The organism is Gordonia westfalica, from assembly GCF_900105725.1.
Taxonomy (GTDB): Bacteria; Actinomycetota; Actinomycetes; order Mycobacteriales; family Mycobacteriaceae; genus Gordonia; species Gordonia westfalica.
Genome location: NZ_FNLM01000034.1, coordinates 3,362,700 through 3,380,152, shown reverse-complemented (window position 1 = coordinate 3,380,152; position 17,453 = coordinate 3,362,700). Strand labels below are relative to the sequence as shown.

Genomic DNA, 17,453 nt, shown 5'->3' with positions numbered 1-17,453 from the left:
GAGTGCGGGATGAGTGCCGGAAAACGGCACTCATTCCTCACTCTGAGGAGGTGCCGGCTTCTCGGCGTTCTGCAACGCGATCGCGCGGGCCAGGCGCGCGTACTTCACCTCTAGGTCGCGGAACCGCAGGTACGTCGACACCGTGGTGAACGCGAATGCGATGACCAGCAGGAACAGTACGAGGTCGAGCCCTCGCTGGATGCCGATCTTGTTGGCGACCCAGGTGACGTCGTCCTGGCGCAGCATCGCGTAGAGACCGAAGCCCACGAACGCGACGAACAAGATCTTCACACCGGCCGACGATCGTGCGGTGCCGCGGTTGACGACGAAGAAGCCGACGAGCGCGAGCAGTCCGATGATCGCGAGGATCTGGAACCAGATCATCGAGTCCTCACTTCCTCATCCGGGTGTGGAACAGGCCGTCGGCGACGATGTTGACCCCGTTGATCAGCGACTGTCCCTTCGCGCGTGAGTATTCCGTGTAGAGGATCGTGACCGGTTGCTCGGCGACCCGCCACTTGTGGTGGTCGATGAGCGCGATGAACTCCGAGGCGTGACTCATCCCGCTCATGAGCAGGTCGAGGTCGTCGGCGACCTTCTTGTTGAAGACACGAAGCCCGTTGTGTGCGTCGGACAATCCGAGCCGACGCGTCCGCGGGCTGAGGAAGACGATGGTGCGCAACGCCATTCGGCGCAGCAGCGGGACCGATTCGCTGCGGCCCTCGGCGAAGCGGGTGCCGACGATGATGTCGACGGGCTCGGTCCGCAGGCGGGCGACCATTGCCGACACGTCGTCGACCTGGTGCTGTCCGTCGGCGTCGAAGGTGACGAAGAAGCGGGCGCCGGGCTGCTTGCGGGCGTATTCGACGCCGGTCTGGATCGCGGCGCCCTGCCCGAGGTTCACCGGATGCCGCACGAGGTGAACGCCGGCGGCCTTGATCTCCTCGGCCGAGTCGTCCGACGAGCCGTCGTCGACGCAGACGATGTTGGGGAAGGTCTCGCGAGCTTTGGCCGCGACCTCCCGGATCACCTGTCCCTCGTTGAAGACGGGTACCACCAGCCACACGTCGGCATTGGTGATGGGGTCGGCCATGGTGAACAACCCTAACCCGGCCGGTCGTGGCGCTCCCATTCACCGGCCACGGAGAGTCACCGCCTGGCACGCCCGGCTAGTCTTGTCGGGTGCCGATCGACGTGATGATGCCCTTCTACGGCGACGTCGCGCAGTTCCGCGAGGCGGTGACCAGCGTCCTCGACCAGAGCGACCCGGACCTTCGGCTCGTGGTGGTCGACGACTGCTATCCCGACCCGACTCCCCGCGAATGGCTGGCCTCGCTGAACGATGCGCGCGTCCGCTACCTGCGCAACGACACCAACCTCGGCGTCAACGGCAACTTCCGACGCTGCGTCGACCTCGTGAAAGCCGACTGGTTCGTCGTGATGGGTTGCGACGACGTGATGCACGCCGACTACCTGGCGACGGTCCGCACCTTGACCCTGCACCACCCCGATGCTTCGGTCATCGCGCCCGGCGTCGATGTCATCGACGAGAACGGCCGGACGGTGCGCCCGCTGGGCGACCGCATGAAGAACGTGCTGGCTCCCTCCCACGCGACCGTGCTGTCCGGCGAACGTCTCGCGACCAGCCTCTATCACGGCAACTGGACCTACTTCCCGTCGTTGCTGTGGCGCACCGCCGCGGTGCGGGCGGTGGGGTTCCGGCCCGGGCTGGAGATCGTCCTCGACCTCGCGCTTCTCGTCGACCTCGCCGCATACGACGGCTCGCTCGTCTACGACCCCGAGGTCGTGTTCTCCTACCGGCGCCACAGCGCCTCGGTGAGTTCGGTGCAGGCCGTCGACGGACGACGCTTCGACGAGGAGAACCGCTTCTTCGCCGCCGAGGCCGAACGATGCGCGGCACGCGGCTGGCCAAGAGCGTCCAGGGCGGCACGCCTACACGCGACGTCGCGGCTCAATCACCTGCAGGCGCGGGTGGGGGCTCAGGTCGGCCGGTTCAGCCGCGGATAGGGCTCTCCCGACTGCTCCCTGAGGTGCGAGCGTAGCGAGCCACGACTGCTCCCTGAGGTGCGAGCGTAGCGAGCCACGAAGGGCTGCCGACGCCGTCTCACCAGGCCCTTCGAGGCTCGTCGCTTGCGCTCCTCGCACCTAGTAATAGCTGGAAGGGCTGGTAACTGGGACATCCTCCTGTTGTGGTCGTAAGGGCTTGGTTATCCCAACCACAAAAGGAGGATGTCAATGTCTCAGGCTAGTCGTTTGAGTCGAGGAGACAAGCGTCGTAACGATCGGATCAGTCGATTCCGTGGCATCGTGCGGCGCGACTACGCGGTCGTCGCGATCGATCTGGCCGCGAACAAACAAGTCGTGGCTGTCACCGATCACGACTCCCGCATCGTGGCACGCAGAACCTTTCACTGTGCGCCACGGCAGTTGGCCACCGCGATCGAGTGGAGCCGCACCCATGCCACCGCTGCCGGGTTCGCCGGCATTGTCCTCGCGTGTGAGCCGACCGGGCATCGCTGGAAAACGGTGCGCGACCTTGCTGCTGCGGTCGGCGTGGCGGTGGTGTGTGTCCAACCGATCGCCGTCGCGCGGGCTCGTGAGACCGAAGACTTCACCCACGACAAATCCGATGACAAAGATGCTCTGCTGATCGCGCGATTGACCACTCAACTCCACATCTATCTGCCCGAGCCGGCCGAGGAACAGTGGACCCGGCTCCGTCACCTCGGCGTGCGCCGCGCTCAACAACTCACCCGCCGAGGCGCAGCACGCCAACAAGTCCGCGACATGCTCGACAGTGCCTGGCCGCACGCCCTCGACTGCGCCCGCCGGCCGCTGGACTCGGCGACCTGGCTGGCCACGATGGCCGTGAGCGGCTGCGACCCGACCGCGGTGACCTCGCTGGGAGACCGCGACCACGCCGCCACCCAGTTGCGTGAACGGGTACGCACCGAACTGCCCCACTGGGGTGCCCGCCGGATCAACAACCGCATCCTGACCGCGATCATCGACACCGCCTTCGACATTGGTAACCAACCGATCGAGGCCGGGGCGCTGGAACGGGCCCACTACGCCCTCGGCGACTACCAGCACGCCGCCACACAATGCGACACCGCCGAAACCCACATGCTCGCCGTCCTCACCGACCTCGGCCTGGACGAGTTGGCCGGTTCCATCCCCGGCGTCTCCAAAGTGTCGGTCGCGGCGATCCTCGCCGAAACAGGCAACCTCGCCCGCTTCGATTCCGCACGCGCGGTAGTCAAACACGCCGGCCTGTGCCCCCGGGAAAACTCCTCCGGCGCCTACCGCGGCACCACCACCATCAGCGGCCGCGGCCGACCACTGTTACGAGTCGCGGCCTGGCGAGCGGCGTTCGCCGCACTCACCCACAACGAGGTCTACGCCACCCGCTACCGACACCTGACCAACCGAGAAACCAGCACACTCAAACCCAACCAAGCCCGGGTAGCCATCGCCGCAGCACTGCTCCGCCAACTGTTCGTCGTCATCACCACCGCCACCCCGTGGAACCCCGACATCGCCGCCGGCCGTACCCGACCCGCAGAAAGGACCGCCGCCTGACCCTCACCCCTTGCGACCGGGACAAGCTCGCCGCACCTTGGGAACAAACCCGACCCTGAGCCTGAGCAGTCCCCGCCCGGCGTGAACCAAGCTCGAATGAAGGCTGTTGGGTACCAACCCGTTTGCCCGCTAGGTAGAGCACACGCCCGGCATACGACCCCGGCCGATCAAACCTCACCCCGCCACACCACCCGCAGCCACCCAGGCCGACGGGACACACCCCCACGCCCACACCCACCACAGGACCCAATTGACACAACCCTCATAGGCTGCTCAGGGAGCGAAATGAGGTACGCGCCCGGCCCTCACTTACTGAGCGGAGGTGGCCGGCCGCCGCAGCACCCCGACGACGTGCACGCCGAGGCCGACCAGCGGCCCGACGACGAGGGCGACGCAGGTTCGGATCTCGATGTCGGCCGGGATCAGCAGCATCCCGACCGCGACCAGCGTCGCGACCCACCAGCCGGCGGCATACCAGCGATGAGCCCCCGCGGCGATCGCGGCCGCGCCGGTCACGGTCAGCAGGGCCAGGCACATGGCGCCCGCGGTCAGCAGTGCGACGACGATGCCGGCGAGGTCGAAGTCGGCGCCGAAGACCGATCGCAGCAGCCAGGGCCCGACCAGCCATGCGGCCACGATCCCGACGCCACCGATCACGCCGACCACGCCGAGCGGCGCGGCGAGCGCCGCGATCCGACGGTCACGGCGGTCCACGAAACGGGAGATGAGCACGCCCTGGAAGCTGTTGAGCGGCACCAGCAGCGGCGCGCGCGTGAGTGTGACCGCCAGGATCAGCGCGCCGATCACCCGAGCCTCGTCGGCGTCGGGGGTCCCGCGCAGGTTGGCGGTCAGGTTGATCAGCACCGGGAAACCCATGACGAGCACGGCACTCGCCGCGGCGGCGGCCATCGCGGTCAGGGTGTTGGTGGTGAGACGACGCGGGGGCACGTCGCCGCCGATCCCGACCGCGCGCCGCGCAGCCGATGATCCGAGCAGCAGCAGGCACCACGACACCGAGCCGACGACGGTGATGATCAGGAAGGCCGTCGTACCCCAGCCGGCGGCCACCGCGATGACGGCACCGGCCAGGCGGATCAGGGCGTCGACCGACAACAGCACGGCGAACGACGACCAGCTCAACATCCCGGACAGCGCGCCGCACAGGTGCGCGTACACCGCGAAGCTCGTAACGCCGACCGCCAGCAACGCCACCGACAGCCAGCGCTGATCGGTGAACACCTCGCCGCTCCACAGCGGCGACGTCGCGGCCACGAGCACGGCCAGGCCGACGCCGATCCCGACGTTCACCACCAGCGGCCGCGACCGGGCATCACCACCGGATGCCGCCCGAACCGCACGCGTCGTCTCCTGCAGCTGACCGTTCTGGGCGCCGGTGACGAGACCGTAGGCCGCCCAGAACACCGCGAACACGCCGTACCCGATCGCGCCGAGATGGCGAGCGGCGAGCAGCAGAACCAGATACCCCGAAGCAGCGGCGATGAGCGTCGCGATCGTGACGCGCCCCAGCGAACGCGCGTCGGTGTCGGTATCGGTTCGTCGGGGCGTGCCGGAAGGCGTGTCCGGCGTCGGTGCCGGCATGTCCGTCGTCATGGACGGTCTCAGGACGGGCCGGGGAACGGCGGCAGCTCCGGGGTGAACAGCCAGGCCTCCCACAGGTCCTTGAGCGGCTTCGACGAGTGGTTGGCGGCCAGTGCCATGAAGTCCTCGGTGGTCGCCGTCCCGTAGCGGTACTTCTCGGTCCAACGACGCAGGAGCGCGAAGAAGTCGCCGTCGCCGACCCTCAGACGCAGGGCGTGCAGCGTGAGCGCGCCGCGCTTGTAGACCCAGTCGTCGAACATCTTGCGCGGGGTGGGATCGGCCAGCGGCACGCGTACCGGTTCCGCGTCGAGCTTCTCGTAGTAGTGGCGCGCCCACTCGTCGGCGCTGCGACCGCCCGACCGCTGGCTCCACAACCACTCGGCATAGCAGGCGAATCCCTCGTGCAGCCAGATGTCGCGCCAGCGCGCAGCGGTCACCGAGTTGCCGAACCACTGATGGGCGAGCTCATGGGCGATCAACCGGTCGGCGTGCCGGCTGCCGTCGCAGTGGTTGGCGCCGAAGGTCGAGAAACTCTGTGCCTCGATGGGGATTTCGAGGTCGTCGTCGGTGACGACGACGGTGTACCGCGGGAACGGATACGGTCCGAACATCTCGATGAACACCGAGATCATGTCCGTCTGCGGGCCGAAGTCGATCCCGAAGTTCTCCTCGAGACGGGAGGGGATGAGGCCGGTCACCGGAAAAGGCTTGGTGGCCAACGAGACCTGCTTGTACTGGCCGATCTGGATCGAGGCCAGATAGGTGGGCATCGGCTCGACCTGCTGATAGACCCACGTGGTCTGCGCGGCGCGGACCCGCTTGGACTCCAGGACGCCGTTGGCGAGCGCGTGATACGGGCTGTCGGTGGTGATCGAGATCCGGTACGGCGCTTTGGCACTCGGATGGTCGTCGCACGGGAACCACGACGCCGCGCCGTTGGGCTGGTTGGCGCACAGCGCACCGTCGGTCAGTTCTTCCCAGCCGACCTCGCCCCACGGGCCGCGGATCGGGCGTGGACTGCCGTGGTAGCGAACGGTGATGGTCATCGCGCCGCCGGGCGGCACCGGGGTGTCAGGGGTGATGGCCAGCTTGTTGCGCCGATGGCTGTACCGGGCGCGCTTGTCGTTGACCGAGACGCGCTGCACCGACATCGAGCTCGCGAGATCGAGGGTGAAGCGCTTGAGTTCCCGGTACGACGTCGCGGTCAGGACCGCGGTGCCCTCGAGTCGGTTGCTCGACACCTTGTACTCGAGTTCGAGGTCGTAACGCGAGATCCGGAAGCCGAGATTCCCGTTGTCCGGCAGGTAGGGATCGAGGACGTCGGACGGTGCGCCCAAGACGGGCTGCCCGGCATTTCCGCGTGACCCCAGGCCAGACTTTCCCGGCACTCTCGACTCCTGCTCCGTTCTGCCATATGGCATGTTCGCCGCCGGCCGGGTGGCCGCACACCCCGGGCTCCGACGATGCGGTGCCTTTGATCACGGTGCGGTTGCGGTTGGGTGGCGATGACTCGATTTCGGCGTATCGCCCGCGACGAGGCGATGTCGTCGCAGACACTGTGAGAGTACCTGGCGGCGGGGATCCGGGCCCGCCCGACGATGCGAGGAGCAGAGTAATGAGCGGATTCGGCAGTGTCGCGCAGTTTCTCGCGCGACTGATACTCGGCATCATCTTCATCGCCCACGGTTGGCAGAAGCTGATGACACAGGGCATGGACGCCACCAAGGTCGCCTTCGGCCCGGCCGGCATGGACGTGCCGTTCCCGGATCTCGCCGCCTACTACGCGACCTGGGTGGAACTGGTCGGCGGCATCCTGCTGATTCTGGGCCTGCTGTTGCCCATCGTCGCCACCTTGCTGATCGCGGACATGATCGGCGCGATCGTGTTCGTGCACTGGGATGCGGGCTTCTGGAACGCCGACAGCGGTTACGAATGGCCGCTGGCGCTGATCGCCGGTCTGCTGGCGGTCGGGTACACCTCCGCCGGACGTGCCGCCGCGGACAGCTACATCCTGCGACGGCGTCGTCGAACAGACGTGGTCTGAGACCCGGTCAGGCGATCGCGAGACCGTCGATGGTGGCCGAGCTCCTCGACGCGGTGTCCACGTCGGCGAGTTCGGTCACCAGACGCGAGATCACGGTGCGCTCCTCGTCGGCGTGGTGGAGCCCGACTCCGTCGATGACGCCCGGCGTGAGGATCTCCAGGGGATCGGTGTCGTGCCGGTGGATCACCGCCGCGCCGAGGAGGCGCTGTGCCTGACCGGGATCGATGTCCCAGAGGGCGTCGGCGGTCATGAGGTAGAGGCGGATCGCCGGCGGATAGTCGTGGAGGTTCACGAGCGCCCACGCCCAGTGTTTGGCGACGTCGACGGTGTCGGCCTCCCCGCGGCCGTGGGTGCGCACATACTTGCCGTGCAGTTCACTGCAGAGGTAGTTGGCATCCGTCCACAACTGCAGGTGCGACATGCATCGGACGCAGTCGTGGAGGTTGGACAGATACTTCGTCGAGTATGGTCCCTCGCGTCGAGCCCTGACCTCGCGGAGGACGGAGAATGCGGCCAGCGCATGCTCGTATTCGCCCGCGGAGAGGAGCGCTTCGGCCTCGACCTGCAATTCCTCGATCATCTTCGTCATTGTCGTCGATCCCGCTGACGGTTACCGGTGGTTTGACCGAACCGGGACAACGCGGCGTCGTGTCGGGGAGTCGTGGTGCAGACAGGTCGGCGGCGAGTGCGCAGATACCTGGCACGGGCCACGATCGGCTGGCATCGTGACAAGGATGAAGGACGACATCGGCAGCACCCCCGAAGGCTCCGACGGCGAGTTCAGCCTCGACCCGGACGATCAGCTCCAACCCGAAGACACGCTGGACGACCGCGGCGTCGACGACGTCCTCGACGAGGGCTACTCACCACCCGACTACCCGCCCAAGGGGGCGATCCACGGCCTCACGGCCCGCGAACAGCGGGACGGGGAGAGCCTCGACGAGCGGCTGGCCGAAGAGGTACCCGACGTCGGCGCGGCCGATCCGCTCGATGAGATCACCGCCGACGAACGCGCCCGAACCGATTGGCGGGCCCACGATTCTGATCGCAGCGACGAGTTCGACGAAGATGACGAGGTCGGTGACCGGCGAGCCGGGCGGCTGATCGCACCGGACGAGGGTTCCGGGATCGACACCGAGTCCGAGGCCATTGCCGCCGATGCGGGCATCGACGGCGCGGGGGCCTCCGCGGAGGAAGCGGCGGTGCACTACATCGACGATCAGGAGTAGGGGGACCTCGATACGGCCCTCGGGTAGCCCCTCGGGCCTACTCGGCCGGCGGGGGCCCGGCGGGCGGGGTGTCCACGAACTGTGCCAGCGTCTCGACGATCTTGTCGCGGATCGCGCTCTTGTCGAGTCCGACGCCGGTGAGGGCGCCGGCCACGGCGTCGTCGGCGAACAGACCGAGCAGCAGGTGTTCGGTGCCGACGTAGTTGTGCCCGAGGTCGATGGCGACTCCGACGGTCGCCTCGAGGACGGCTTTGGCAGCGTCGTCATAGGGAACGACGGTCGACGCCTCGGAGTCCGGGACGTCGCGCGGCGCCGGCACGAGCGGTGCCACGGCCCGCGCGAACTCATCTGTGCCGACACCGAACTCCCGCAACACCACGAAGACCAGGGCTGCGGGCTCGGCGGTCATCGCCGCCGCCACGTGGGCCGGGGTCACGTGCTCGGCGCGGTCGGCGGCGGCCGCACCGTTGGCCGCCATCAGCACATTCGCCGTCCGGGGCGTGAACCTGGAGAACGGGTTCGGCTCGGTGGCCAGGCCGCCCTCGGCCGCGGGGGCCGCAGCCGACACCCGATCGACGAACCGCTTCTGAGCGGCCTGTTTGCTGACGCCCATGCTGGAACCGATCGCGGTCCAGGAGGCGCCCGAGCGACGAGCCTGGTCGACGAAGTGGCCGATCAGGCTGTCGGCGACCTCGTCGAGATGAGCCGCGGCGAGCACCGCGTCGGACAGTTGGTCGAGGGGGTCGTCGTGCACCTTGCGGATCGCGGAGATGAGGTCGTCGAGGCGGACGGGGACGGAGTTAGCTGTCATGCGTCAACCGTAGGTTGACGACCCCAGATCGTCAACCCGTTGTTGACGATTGCCTCGTTCGAGGATCGGACGCAAGGCTGACCATCGTTGACAGGGATGGGAACCGTCGTAACGATGGATCCGGAGATCCGCCGAAGACGCCGCCGCACACTCCTTCGTTTGCCACGGGAGGTTTTCCAGTGAGCATCACCGAACCCATCCTCCGCCCCGACCCGCGATCGGACGCCGAGTCGCCGGACGACGTCTCCACGAAAGTCGATCCGGGAGGCGGTTCGGACACTGTTCGCCGGTTCCTCGAGGTGCGGTCGCTGACCGATGCTCTCGCCGAACGACTCTCGCCGGAAGACCAGACGCCGCAGTCGATGACCGAGGCTAGTCCCGCGAAATGGCATCGGGCGCATGTGACCTGGTTCTTCGAGGAGTTCATCCTCCGGCAGGACCCGGACTACGCGGTGTACGACGAGACGTTCCGGTACCTGTTCAACAGCTACTACGAAGCCGTGGGAGAACGTCATCCGCGACCCGACCGCGGGCTCGTCACACGACCGGGCGTGCGCGACGTGACGCGGTATCGCGAGCATGTCGACGCGGCGATGGTCGAGGCCCTCGAGGCCGGACGACTCGACGACGCGGCGCTCGGTCTGGTCGAACTCGGCTGCAATCACGAACAGCAGCACCAGGAATTGCTGCTCATGGACATCAAGCACCTGTTCTCGACGCATGCGTTCGGTCCGGTCTACGTCGATCGCGAGCCCGATTCACCCGGTGACCCCGCATCGATCGGCTGGCGGGAGTTCGCCGGTGGCGTGCACGAGATCGGTGCGGTGGGAAGCGGATTCTCCTACGACAACGAGGGCCCGCGACACCGTGAGTACCTCGAGGACTTCGCCGTGTCCGACCGGTTGGTGACCAATGCGGACTGGCTGGAGTTCATGGCCGACGACGGCTATCGGCGTCACGAGTTCTGGCTCTCCGACGGGTGGGCCAAGGTCAACGAAACCGATTGGCAGGCACCGGGTTACTGGCGCGAAGAGGATGACGGCGGGTGGACCACCTTCACCTTGTCCGGACGCCGGCCCGTCGTGCCCGACGAGCCGGTGACCCACGTGTCCTTCTACGAGGCCGACGCCTACGCGCGGTGGGCCGGCGCGCGACTCCCCACCGAGTTCGAATGGGAGGCAGCGGCCGGCACGCTCGGCGACGCACGCGGGCAGCTGCTCGATCCCGGCCGATGCCACCCTGGTCGGGCCGGCTCCGCGATGGTCGGTGACGTGTGGGAGTGGACGGCCAGCGCATATCTGCCCTACCCGGGATTCGTCCCCGCGAACGGAGCAGTGGGCGAATACAACGGCAAGTTCATGTCCGACCAGCACGTCCTGCGCGGCGCGAGCGCGGTGACCCCGATGGGACACGAGCGGATCACCTACCGCAATTTCTTCCCCGCCGCGTCGCGGTGGGTGTTCTCGGGACTGCGACTCGCTCGATGACCCTTGCCTCAGACGCGCTCTCGGGACTGTGGCAGGACCCGCCGACGCTACCGACCAAGTGGCTCTACGACGAGCGCGGAAGCAGACTCTTCGACGAGATCACCCGGCTTCCGGAGTACTACCCGACGCGTCGGGAGACCGCGATCCTGCGTGCACGATCCGATGAGATCGCGGCCGCCACGCAGGCGCAGGTGATGGTCGAGCTGGGTTCGGGTACCTCCACCAAGACACGCCTGTTGCTGGACGCGTTCAGCGCCGCCACGCCCGACACCGAGCGGTTCACCTATGTCCCGGTCGATGTCAGCAGCGAGATGCTCACGGCCACGGCCGATGTGCTGTCCGCCGATTATCCGGGCATCGAGGTGGTCCCCGTCGTCGCGGATTTCACCGAACCGGATCTCCGTCTCCCCGACGCCGACGGCCCCCGTCTCGCCGTGTTCCTCGGCGGGACCATCGGGAACTTCGATCCCGAGGCCCGGCGCGGGTTCTATCAGGGCCTGGCGAAAGCACTCGCGCCCGGCGACTTCTTCCTGCTCGGCACCGATCTCGTCAAGGACACCGGCCGCCTCGTGGCCGCATACGACGACAGGGACGGCGTCACAGCGGATTTCAACCGCAATCTGATCGAGGTCCTCCGGACGGGGCTCGACGCCCGCGGGCTGTACGCCGACGACTTCGAACACATCGCGCGCTGGAACCCGGGCGAACACCGCATCGAGATGTGGCTGCGTGCCCGCCGCGACATCGACGCGTACTTCGAGGCTCTGGGCCGGGCATGGCGGCTGCCGGCCGGTACCGAGATCCATACCGAGATCAGCACCAAGTTCGAGCCGGAGGCACTCCGCGACGAACTCGAATCCGCCGGATTGCAGGTGGTCACCGTCTGGACCGACCCGGCAGGCGATTTCGCGCTCACGCTGAGCCGGCGCTGACCTCCGTCGCGGTCACCCCTCGGCGAGCAGCTCGCGCACCCGCGGGATGACCTGCGTGCCGTAGAGCTCGATGCTCCGCATCTGCTCGGCATGTCCCAGGGTGCCGTGCGAGTACTTCATGTCGAAGCGACTCAGCCCGAGTGCCTTCGACGTCGACGCGATCTTGCGGGCGACCGTCTCCGGCGACCCGACGAACAGCGCACCGTCGGGTCCGGTCGATCGCTCGAACTCGATCCGCGTGGGCGGCGGCCACCCGCGTTCGCGCCCGATCCTCGCCACGTACCCGCGATAGTGCGGCCACAACTCCTCACGTGCCTGCGCGTCGGTGTCGGCGACGTGGCCCGGGCAATGGACCCCCACCGGGAGCACGTCCTTCTCCATCTCGGCGAGCGCGCGGTGATACAGGTCCACGTAGGGACGGAAACGGAGCGGGTCGCCACCGATGATGGCCAACATCAGCGGGAGTCCGTACGACGCGGCTCGCACCACCGATTCGGGGCTGCCGCCCACCGCGATCCAGGTGGGCAGCGGCGGGTTCTCGAGCCGGGGATAGACCTGCTGCGCGTGTAGCGGTCCGCGCGTCGAGCCGGACCACGTGACCGGTTCGCCGGTGCGGAGTTCGGCGAAGAGCGCGAGCTTGTCGGTGAACAGTTCCTCGTAGTCGGACAGGTCGTGTCCGAACAGGGGGAACGACTCGGTGAACGAACCGCGGCCGAGGATCACCTCGGCCCGGCCCGAGGACAGGGCGTCGACGGTCGAGAACCGTTGGAACACGCGGATGGGATCGTCCGAGCTCAACACGGTGACCGCGGAACCGAGGCGGATTCGGCTGGTGCGTGCGGCGATGGCGCCGAGCACCACCTCGGGTGCCGACACGGAGTAGTCGGCGCGGTGATGCTCACCGACACCGAGGAAGTCGACGCCGACCTCATCGGCCAGGACCGCCTGCTCGAGCACGTCCCGCAGGGTCTGCGCATCCGACCGCGGGGTGCCGTCGGGTGCAGCGGTGATGTCGCCGAAGGTGTCCAAGCCCAGCTCGAGTTCACGCGTGGCCGTTTGCGATTCCATGTCGTCTCTCTTTTGTCGGTTCGTGGCACAACTTCTCTTACGCGGCAAAAGGTGCACGCCCGCCGCCGTGCTACTACTTCTCAGGCAACTTTCGCCTGACAGAGCAGTACCGAGGGTATTGCTATGCCATGCTTCTATCCGTCAGGGGACCATTCGGGTGGTCCTTTTCTTCTAGAAAGAGGAGACCTCCATGTGGGACTCATTCTGGGATTTCATCTGGTACACCATCGTCATCTTCGCGTTCGTCGCGTACCTGATCATCCTGTGGCACATCATCACCGACCTGTTCCGTGACAAGAAGGCATCGGGCTGGCAGAAGGCCGCCTGGGTTGTCTTCCTGATCATCTTCCCTTACCTCACCGCCATCGTGTACCTGCTGGCGAAGGGCAAGGGGATGGCCGAGCGTCAGCGTGAGGCGTACACCGAGGCCAAGCAGGCCTCCGACGAGTACATCAAGTCGGTCGCGGGAACCTCTCCGACCCAGCAGATCACCGAGGCGAAGGCCCTTCTGGACTCCGGTGCCATCACCCCCGAAGAGTTCGAGCACCTCAAGTCGAAGGCACTCGGCGGAGCGGCCTGAGTCGCGATACGGTCGGTGAAACCGGCCTGACGACGACCTGGAGCCGCGGTGATCGGATACCTGTGTAAACGCATCGCGGCCTGGGCCGTCCTCGTCTTCATCGCAACCAATCTGACCTACTTCCTGGCCACTTGGTTCCTCGACCCCCGATCCAATTACGCGATCCGGCGGCCTCCGCTGCCGGAGAGCGTAGTCGACACCACGCTGTCGTCCTACAACCTCAACGACAAGACCCCGCTGGTCGAACGTTGGTGGAACTGGCTGACCGGCGTGGTGTTGCACTGGGATTGGGGGTCGACGCCGGTCGGTGAGAGCGTCAACACCGAGATCGGCTTCCGCCTGGTCTCCTCGGTGCAGCTGCTCGCCGCCGCGACGATCATCTCCACTCTGCTGGGCATCGCGCTGGGCGTCTACACCGCCCTGCGCCAGTACAGATTCGCCGACCGCGCGTGGCAGTTCATCTCGATCGCGATGATCAACCTGCCGGTGCCGGTCGTCGGCCTGGGCATCGTGCTCGCGGCCATCTCGCTCAACCAATCCCTCGGCCACAGCCTGGTCTACGTGTCCGGCGCGTCGAGCGTCGGGGTCGAGGGCTTCTTCCCGGTGCTGTTCGACCGCATCCAGCACCTCATCCTGCCGACGATCACCCTCGTCGTGATCCAGTACGCGGGACTGCATCTCCTGCAACGGTCGATGGTGCTCGACACCATCAACGCCGACTACGTCCGCACCGCGCGTGCGAAAGGGCTCACCCGAGGAGTCGCCGTGCGCCGGCACGCATTGCGCACCGCCATCATCCCGGTGGCCGTCGGCGTCGCGTTCGCGATCCCCGCGGTGTTCACCGGCGCGGTCCTCACCGAGACCATCTTCGGCTGGGAGGGGATGGGCCGGTACTTCGTCACCTCGATCAACACCAACGACGTCCACGGTGTGGTCGCGGTCGCGGCGTTCGGCGCGCTGGCGACCGCCGTCGGTGCGATCCTCGCCGACCTCGCCGTGGTCTACCTCGATCCGAGAGTGCGGGTGAGCTGATATGGCGATGATGCCGCCGGAACCGCGCGGCCCGCAGTCCGGGCACCTCGACGCCACCGCTCCGATCATGGGCGAGACCGGTGGGCTCCTCGGTGAGTCGGACACCGCGTCGGCGCCGCCGGCGAGGCGTCGTACCGGTCGGGCAGCGATCTTCGCCAAGCGCTACGCGCGCAACCGTTCCGCGCTGCTGGGCCTGGCCGTCTTCGTCCTGCTCGTCCTGTTCGCGCTCTTCGGCGGGTTGTTCACCGCCTACTCCTACACCGACACCGACTTCCTGGCGATCGGCTTCCCGCCGACGACGGAGGGCTCGGACGGCGCGCACTGGTTCGGCACCAACGACGCCGGCAACGACCTGTATGCGCAAGTGGTGCACGGACTCCAGCGCTCGCTGACGATCGCGCTGATCGTGTCGGTCGGCACGACCGCCATCGCCGCGTTCCTCGGCGGGGTCGCCGCCTACTTCGGCGGCTGGGTACAACGCGTCGTCCTCGGCGTCGTCTACCTCCTGCTCGTGGTGCCGACCTTCCTGATCCTCGCTCTGGTCTCCAACAGCACCGGCGGGGACTGGCGGTGGCTGATCGTCGTGCTCATCGCCTTCGGGTGGATGATGCTGGCGCGCGTGATCCATTCGCTGGCGATGACCGTCCGGGAACGCGATTACGTCACCGCCGCAAGGTATCTAGGCGTGTCCCCGGTGACGATCATCCTGCGGCACATTCTTCCGAACATCGCGTCGTTGCTGGTGATCAACTTCGCGCTCGGCGTGGTGGCCACCGTGCTCGCCGAAACCGGGCTTTCGTTCCTGGGATTCGGGGTGAAGATCCCCGACGTCACCCTGGGGTCTCTGCTCCAGGCGGGCGCCGGGACGCTGGCCGCATCGCCGTGGCTGTTCTGGTTCCCCGCCGCCGTGCTGGCGCTGCTGACGGTGTCGATGGCACTCATCGCCGACGGCCTGCGCGACGCCTTCGATCCGACGTCGAGTGGAGGTGCCCGCCGATGACGATCTCGTCCGATCCGGTGCTGACGGTCCGCGACCTCAGGGTGGACTTCGGCAGTGAGGCGGGGGTCGTCGACGCCGTCCGCGGACTCGACTTCGACCTGTATCCCGGACGGACCACGGCCATCGTCGGTGAATCCGGTTCGGGGAAATCGGTGTCGGCCCTGGCCGTTCTGGGGTTGCTCCCCGACACCGCGCGGGTCACCGGTTCGGTCGCACTGCGGGGCCGCGAACTGATCGGGTTGTCGGACAAGGAGATGTCCGCGGTCCGGGGTTCGGAGATCGCGATGGTCTTCCAGGACCCGATGTCGTCGTTGACCCCGGTGTTCACCGTGGGAGCGCAGATCTCCGAGGCACTGAGGGCCCATCGGTCCATCACCGCCAAGCAGGCCTGGGCACGCTCGGTCGACCTGCTCGACCTGGTCGGCATCGGTGATCCGCAGCGACGCGCCAAGGCTTTTCCGCACCAGCTGTCCGGCGGGATGAGGCAGCGCGTGATGATCGCGATGGCGATCGCCAACGACCCGTCGGTGATCATCGCCGACGAGCCGACCACCGCCCTCGACGTGACCATCCAGGCCCAGATCCTCGACGTGCTGGCCACCGCCCGCCGGGAGACCGGTGCCGCGATGCTGCTGATCACCCACGACCTGGGGGTCGTCGCCGGACACGCGGACGACGTCGCGGTCATGTACGCCGGCCGATCGGTGGAGACGGCCGACGTCGACACCCTGTTCGCCGGGCCGCGGATGCCGTACACCATCGGACTGCTGGGGGCCGTGCCGCGGGCCGACCGTCGGACCGACGCGTTGATCCCCATCCCGGGCACGCCCCCGGTCCTCATCGACGTGCTCGACCAGTGCCAGTTCGCGCCCCGGTGTCCCGTCGCGATCGACGACTGCCGTCGGGGCGAACCGGCGCTGGCGGACGTGACCGACGACCATCGGGCGGCGTGCGTCCGGGTCGGTGAGATCGACGCCGGTGGCGAGATCGCCGGTGAGCCGGTGTTCGGCGTGCCCGAGGTGCCGACCTCGCCCGTTGCCACCGTCGCCCGAGAGGAACGACCGCCCGTTCTCGACGTGGAGGACATGACGAAGGCATTCCCGCTGACCAGCGGATTCCTCAAGCGCCGAGTCGGTTCCGTGCGCGCGGTCAACGGGATCAGCTTCGACATCCGGCGCGGCGAATCGATGGCCCTCGTGGGCGAGTCGGGCAGTGGGAAGTCGACGACCCTGCTCGAGATCATGGACTTCGCGCAACCGGCCGGCGTCGTGCGGATCGGCGGGGTCGATCCGGCATCGGTACGCGCGCGTGAGGCCCGCGCGCTGCGCCAGAAGGTCTCGATCGTCTTCCAGGATCCGTCGGATGCCCTGGACCCGAGGTTCACCGCCTTCGACATCATTGCGGAACCGCTTCGGGCGTTGGGGGTCTCGAAGCCGGAGACGGAGGAGAAGGTCGCCGGTCTTATGCGACGGGTCGGACTAGATCCCGTGCACGCCGACCGGTTTCCCGGCGCCTTCTCCGGCGGGCAACGTCAGCGACTCGCGATCGCGCGGGCTCTCGCCACCGATCCCGACCTGATCATCCTCGACGAACCGCTGTCGGCCCTCGACGTCTCGGTGCAGGCGGACATCGTCAACCTGATCCGTCGACTGCAGGCCGACGGCGACATCGCGTACCTCGTTGTCGCCCACGATCTCTCCGTGGTCCGGCATCTCGCCGACCGCGTCGCGGTGATGTACCTGGGGGAGATCGTGGAGTCCGGGCCCACCGAGTCGGTGTTCGCCGACCCGGCGCACCCCTACACTCGCGCGCTGCTCTCGGCGGTGCCGGTTCCCGACCCGCGCGTCGAACGCGAACGGCAGCGGATCGTCCTGCACGGCGAACAACCCAGCGCGACAGACGAGATCGTCGGGTGCGGTTTCACCAGCCGTTGTCCGTTGCACGCGCGGCTCGACGACGAACGCCGTGAGCGTTGCCGGACGGTGATCCCCCGACTCCGGCCGGTCACGGCGGATCATCGTGCGGCATGCCATTTCCTGGAGGAGGACCGGTGATCCGCTGGTGGAGG

17 protein-coding genes are annotated in these 17,453 nt (G+C 67.5%); 10 read left to right on the top strand and 7 right to left on the bottom strand.

Translation table 11 applies throughout. The features are described from left to right. Window positions 1-30: 30 nt before the first annotated feature. Both BLU62_RS20935 and BLU62_RS20930 read right to left on the bottom strand, forming a co-directional pair. On the bottom strand, window positions 31-384 hold the full coding sequence (locus tag BLU62_RS20935; RefSeq protein WP_074851907.1) for a DUF2304 domain-containing protein: 354 nt from the start codon (window positions 382-384) through the stop codon (window positions 31-33). 7 nt (window positions 385-391) lie between these two features. Beyond that, window positions 392-1,093, bottom strand: a complete 702-nt coding sequence (locus tag BLU62_RS20930) for a glycosyltransferase family 2 protein (RefSeq protein WP_074853066.1) — start codon at window positions 1,091-1,093, stop codon at window positions 392-394. Between the two features lie 89 nt (window positions 1,094-1,182). On the opposite strand from BLU62_RS20930, the gene BLU62_RS20925 reads away from it, so the two are divergent. Continuing rightward, window positions 1,183-2,028 (top strand): glycosyltransferase family 2 protein, encoded by an 846-nt coding sequence (locus BLU62_RS20925; RefSeq protein ID WP_074851906.1) that lies wholly within the window; start codon window positions 1,183-1,185, stop codon window positions 2,026-2,028. Between the two features lie 246 nt (window positions 2,029-2,274). Next, entirely contained in the window at window positions 2,275-3,603 is a 1,329-nt protein-coding gene (locus BLU62_RS20920) for an IS110 family RNA-guided transposase (RefSeq protein WP_159441570.1), read from the top strand. Window positions 3,604-3,912: 309 nt separating this feature from the next. Here the strand turns inward: BLU62_RS20920 and BLU62_RS20915 are convergent, their stop codons facing one another. Beyond that, a complete protein-coding gene (locus BLU62_RS20915; protein WP_074851904.1) occupies window positions 3,913-5,214 on the bottom strand; it encodes a lipopolysaccharide biosynthesis protein in 1,302 nt (433 codons plus the stop codon). An 8-nt stretch (window positions 5,215-5,222) separates the two neighbouring features. Continuing rightward, window positions 5,223-6,590 (bottom strand): M1 family metallopeptidase, encoded by a 1,368-nt coding sequence (locus BLU62_RS20910; RefSeq protein WP_074851903.1) that lies wholly within the window; start codon window positions 6,588-6,590, stop codon window positions 5,223-5,225. 227 nt (window positions 6,591-6,817) lie between these two features. Here BLU62_RS20910 and BLU62_RS20905 point away from each other — a divergent pair, with 227 nt between their 5' ends. After that, window positions 6,818-7,246, top strand: coding sequence for a DoxX family protein (locus BLU62_RS20905; RefSeq protein WP_074851902.1), 429 nt, complete (start codon window positions 6,818-6,820; stop codon window positions 7,244-7,246). 7 nt (window positions 7,247-7,253) lie between these two features. Here BLU62_RS20905 and BLU62_RS20900 read toward each other — a convergent pair whose 3' ends face one another. Then, window positions 7,254-7,826 (bottom strand): hypothetical protein, encoded by a 573-nt coding sequence (locus BLU62_RS20900; RefSeq protein ID WP_074853063.1) that lies wholly within the window; start codon window positions 7,824-7,826, stop codon window positions 7,254-7,256. A 154-nt stretch (window positions 7,827-7,980) separates the two neighbouring features. Between BLU62_RS20900 and BLU62_RS20895 the strand changes: the two genes are divergently transcribed. Continuing rightward, window positions 7,981-8,475 (top strand): DUF5709 domain-containing protein, encoded by a 495-nt coding sequence (locus BLU62_RS20895; RefSeq protein WP_074851901.1) that lies wholly within the window; start codon window positions 7,981-7,983, stop codon window positions 8,473-8,475. A 37-nt stretch (window positions 8,476-8,512) separates the two neighbouring features. Here the strand turns inward: BLU62_RS20895 and BLU62_RS20890 are convergent, their stop codons facing one another. Continuing rightward, entirely contained in the window at window positions 8,513-9,286 is a 774-nt protein-coding gene (locus BLU62_RS20890; RefSeq protein ID WP_074851900.1) for a Clp protease N-terminal domain-containing protein, read from the bottom strand. Between the two features lie 179 nt (window positions 9,287-9,465). Between BLU62_RS20890 and egtB the strand changes: the two genes are divergently transcribed. Both egtB and egtD read left to right on the top strand, forming a co-directional pair. Then, a complete protein-coding gene (egtB, locus tag BLU62_RS20885) occupies window positions 9,466-10,773 on the top strand; it encodes an ergothioneine biosynthesis protein EgtB (RefSeq protein ID WP_074851899.1) in 1,308 nt (435 codons plus the stop codon). Then, window positions 10,770-11,705, top strand: coding sequence for an L-histidine N(alpha)-methyltransferase (gene egtD, locus BLU62_RS20880; protein ID WP_074851898.1), 936 nt, complete (start codon window positions 10,770-10,772; stop codon window positions 11,703-11,705). Before egtB ends, egtD begins: the two co-directional genes overlap by 4 nt. Before the next feature lie 12 nt (window positions 11,706-11,717). Here the strand turns inward: egtD and BLU62_RS20875 are convergent, their stop codons facing one another. Further along, entirely contained in the window at window positions 11,718-12,773 is a 1,056-nt protein-coding gene (locus tag BLU62_RS20875; RefSeq protein WP_074851897.1) for an LLM class flavin-dependent oxidoreductase, read from the bottom strand. Between the two features lie 190 nt (window positions 12,774-12,963). Here BLU62_RS20875 and BLU62_RS20870 point away from each other — a divergent pair, with 190 nt between their 5' ends. The 4 genes from BLU62_RS20870 to BLU62_RS20855 are packed head-to-tail and all read left to right on the top strand — an operon-like array spanning window position 12,964 to window position 17,439. Continuing rightward, a complete protein-coding gene (locus BLU62_RS20870; RefSeq protein WP_074851896.1) occupies window positions 12,964-13,353 on the top strand; it encodes an SHOCT domain-containing protein in 390 nt (129 codons plus the stop codon). A gap of 48 nt (window positions 13,354-13,401) precedes the next feature. Further along, window positions 13,402-14,385, top strand: coding sequence for an ABC transporter permease (locus BLU62_RS20865; protein WP_074851895.1), 984 nt, complete (start codon window positions 13,402-13,404; stop codon window positions 14,383-14,385). A 1-nt stretch (window position 14,386) separates the two neighbouring features. Then, window positions 14,387-15,385, top strand: coding sequence for an ABC transporter permease (locus BLU62_RS20860; RefSeq protein WP_074851894.1), 999 nt, complete (start codon window positions 14,387-14,389; stop codon window positions 15,383-15,385). Beyond that, the gene (locus tag BLU62_RS20855; protein WP_074851893.1) at window positions 15,382-17,439 is read left to right on the top strand and encodes an ABC transporter ATP-binding protein; all 2,058 of its coding nucleotides are present in this window, start codon (window positions 15,382-15,384) and stop codon (window positions 17,437-17,439) included. Before BLU62_RS20860 ends, BLU62_RS20855 begins: the two co-directional genes overlap by 4 nt. The last annotated feature ends 14 nt before the right edge of the window (window positions 17,440-17,453 follow it).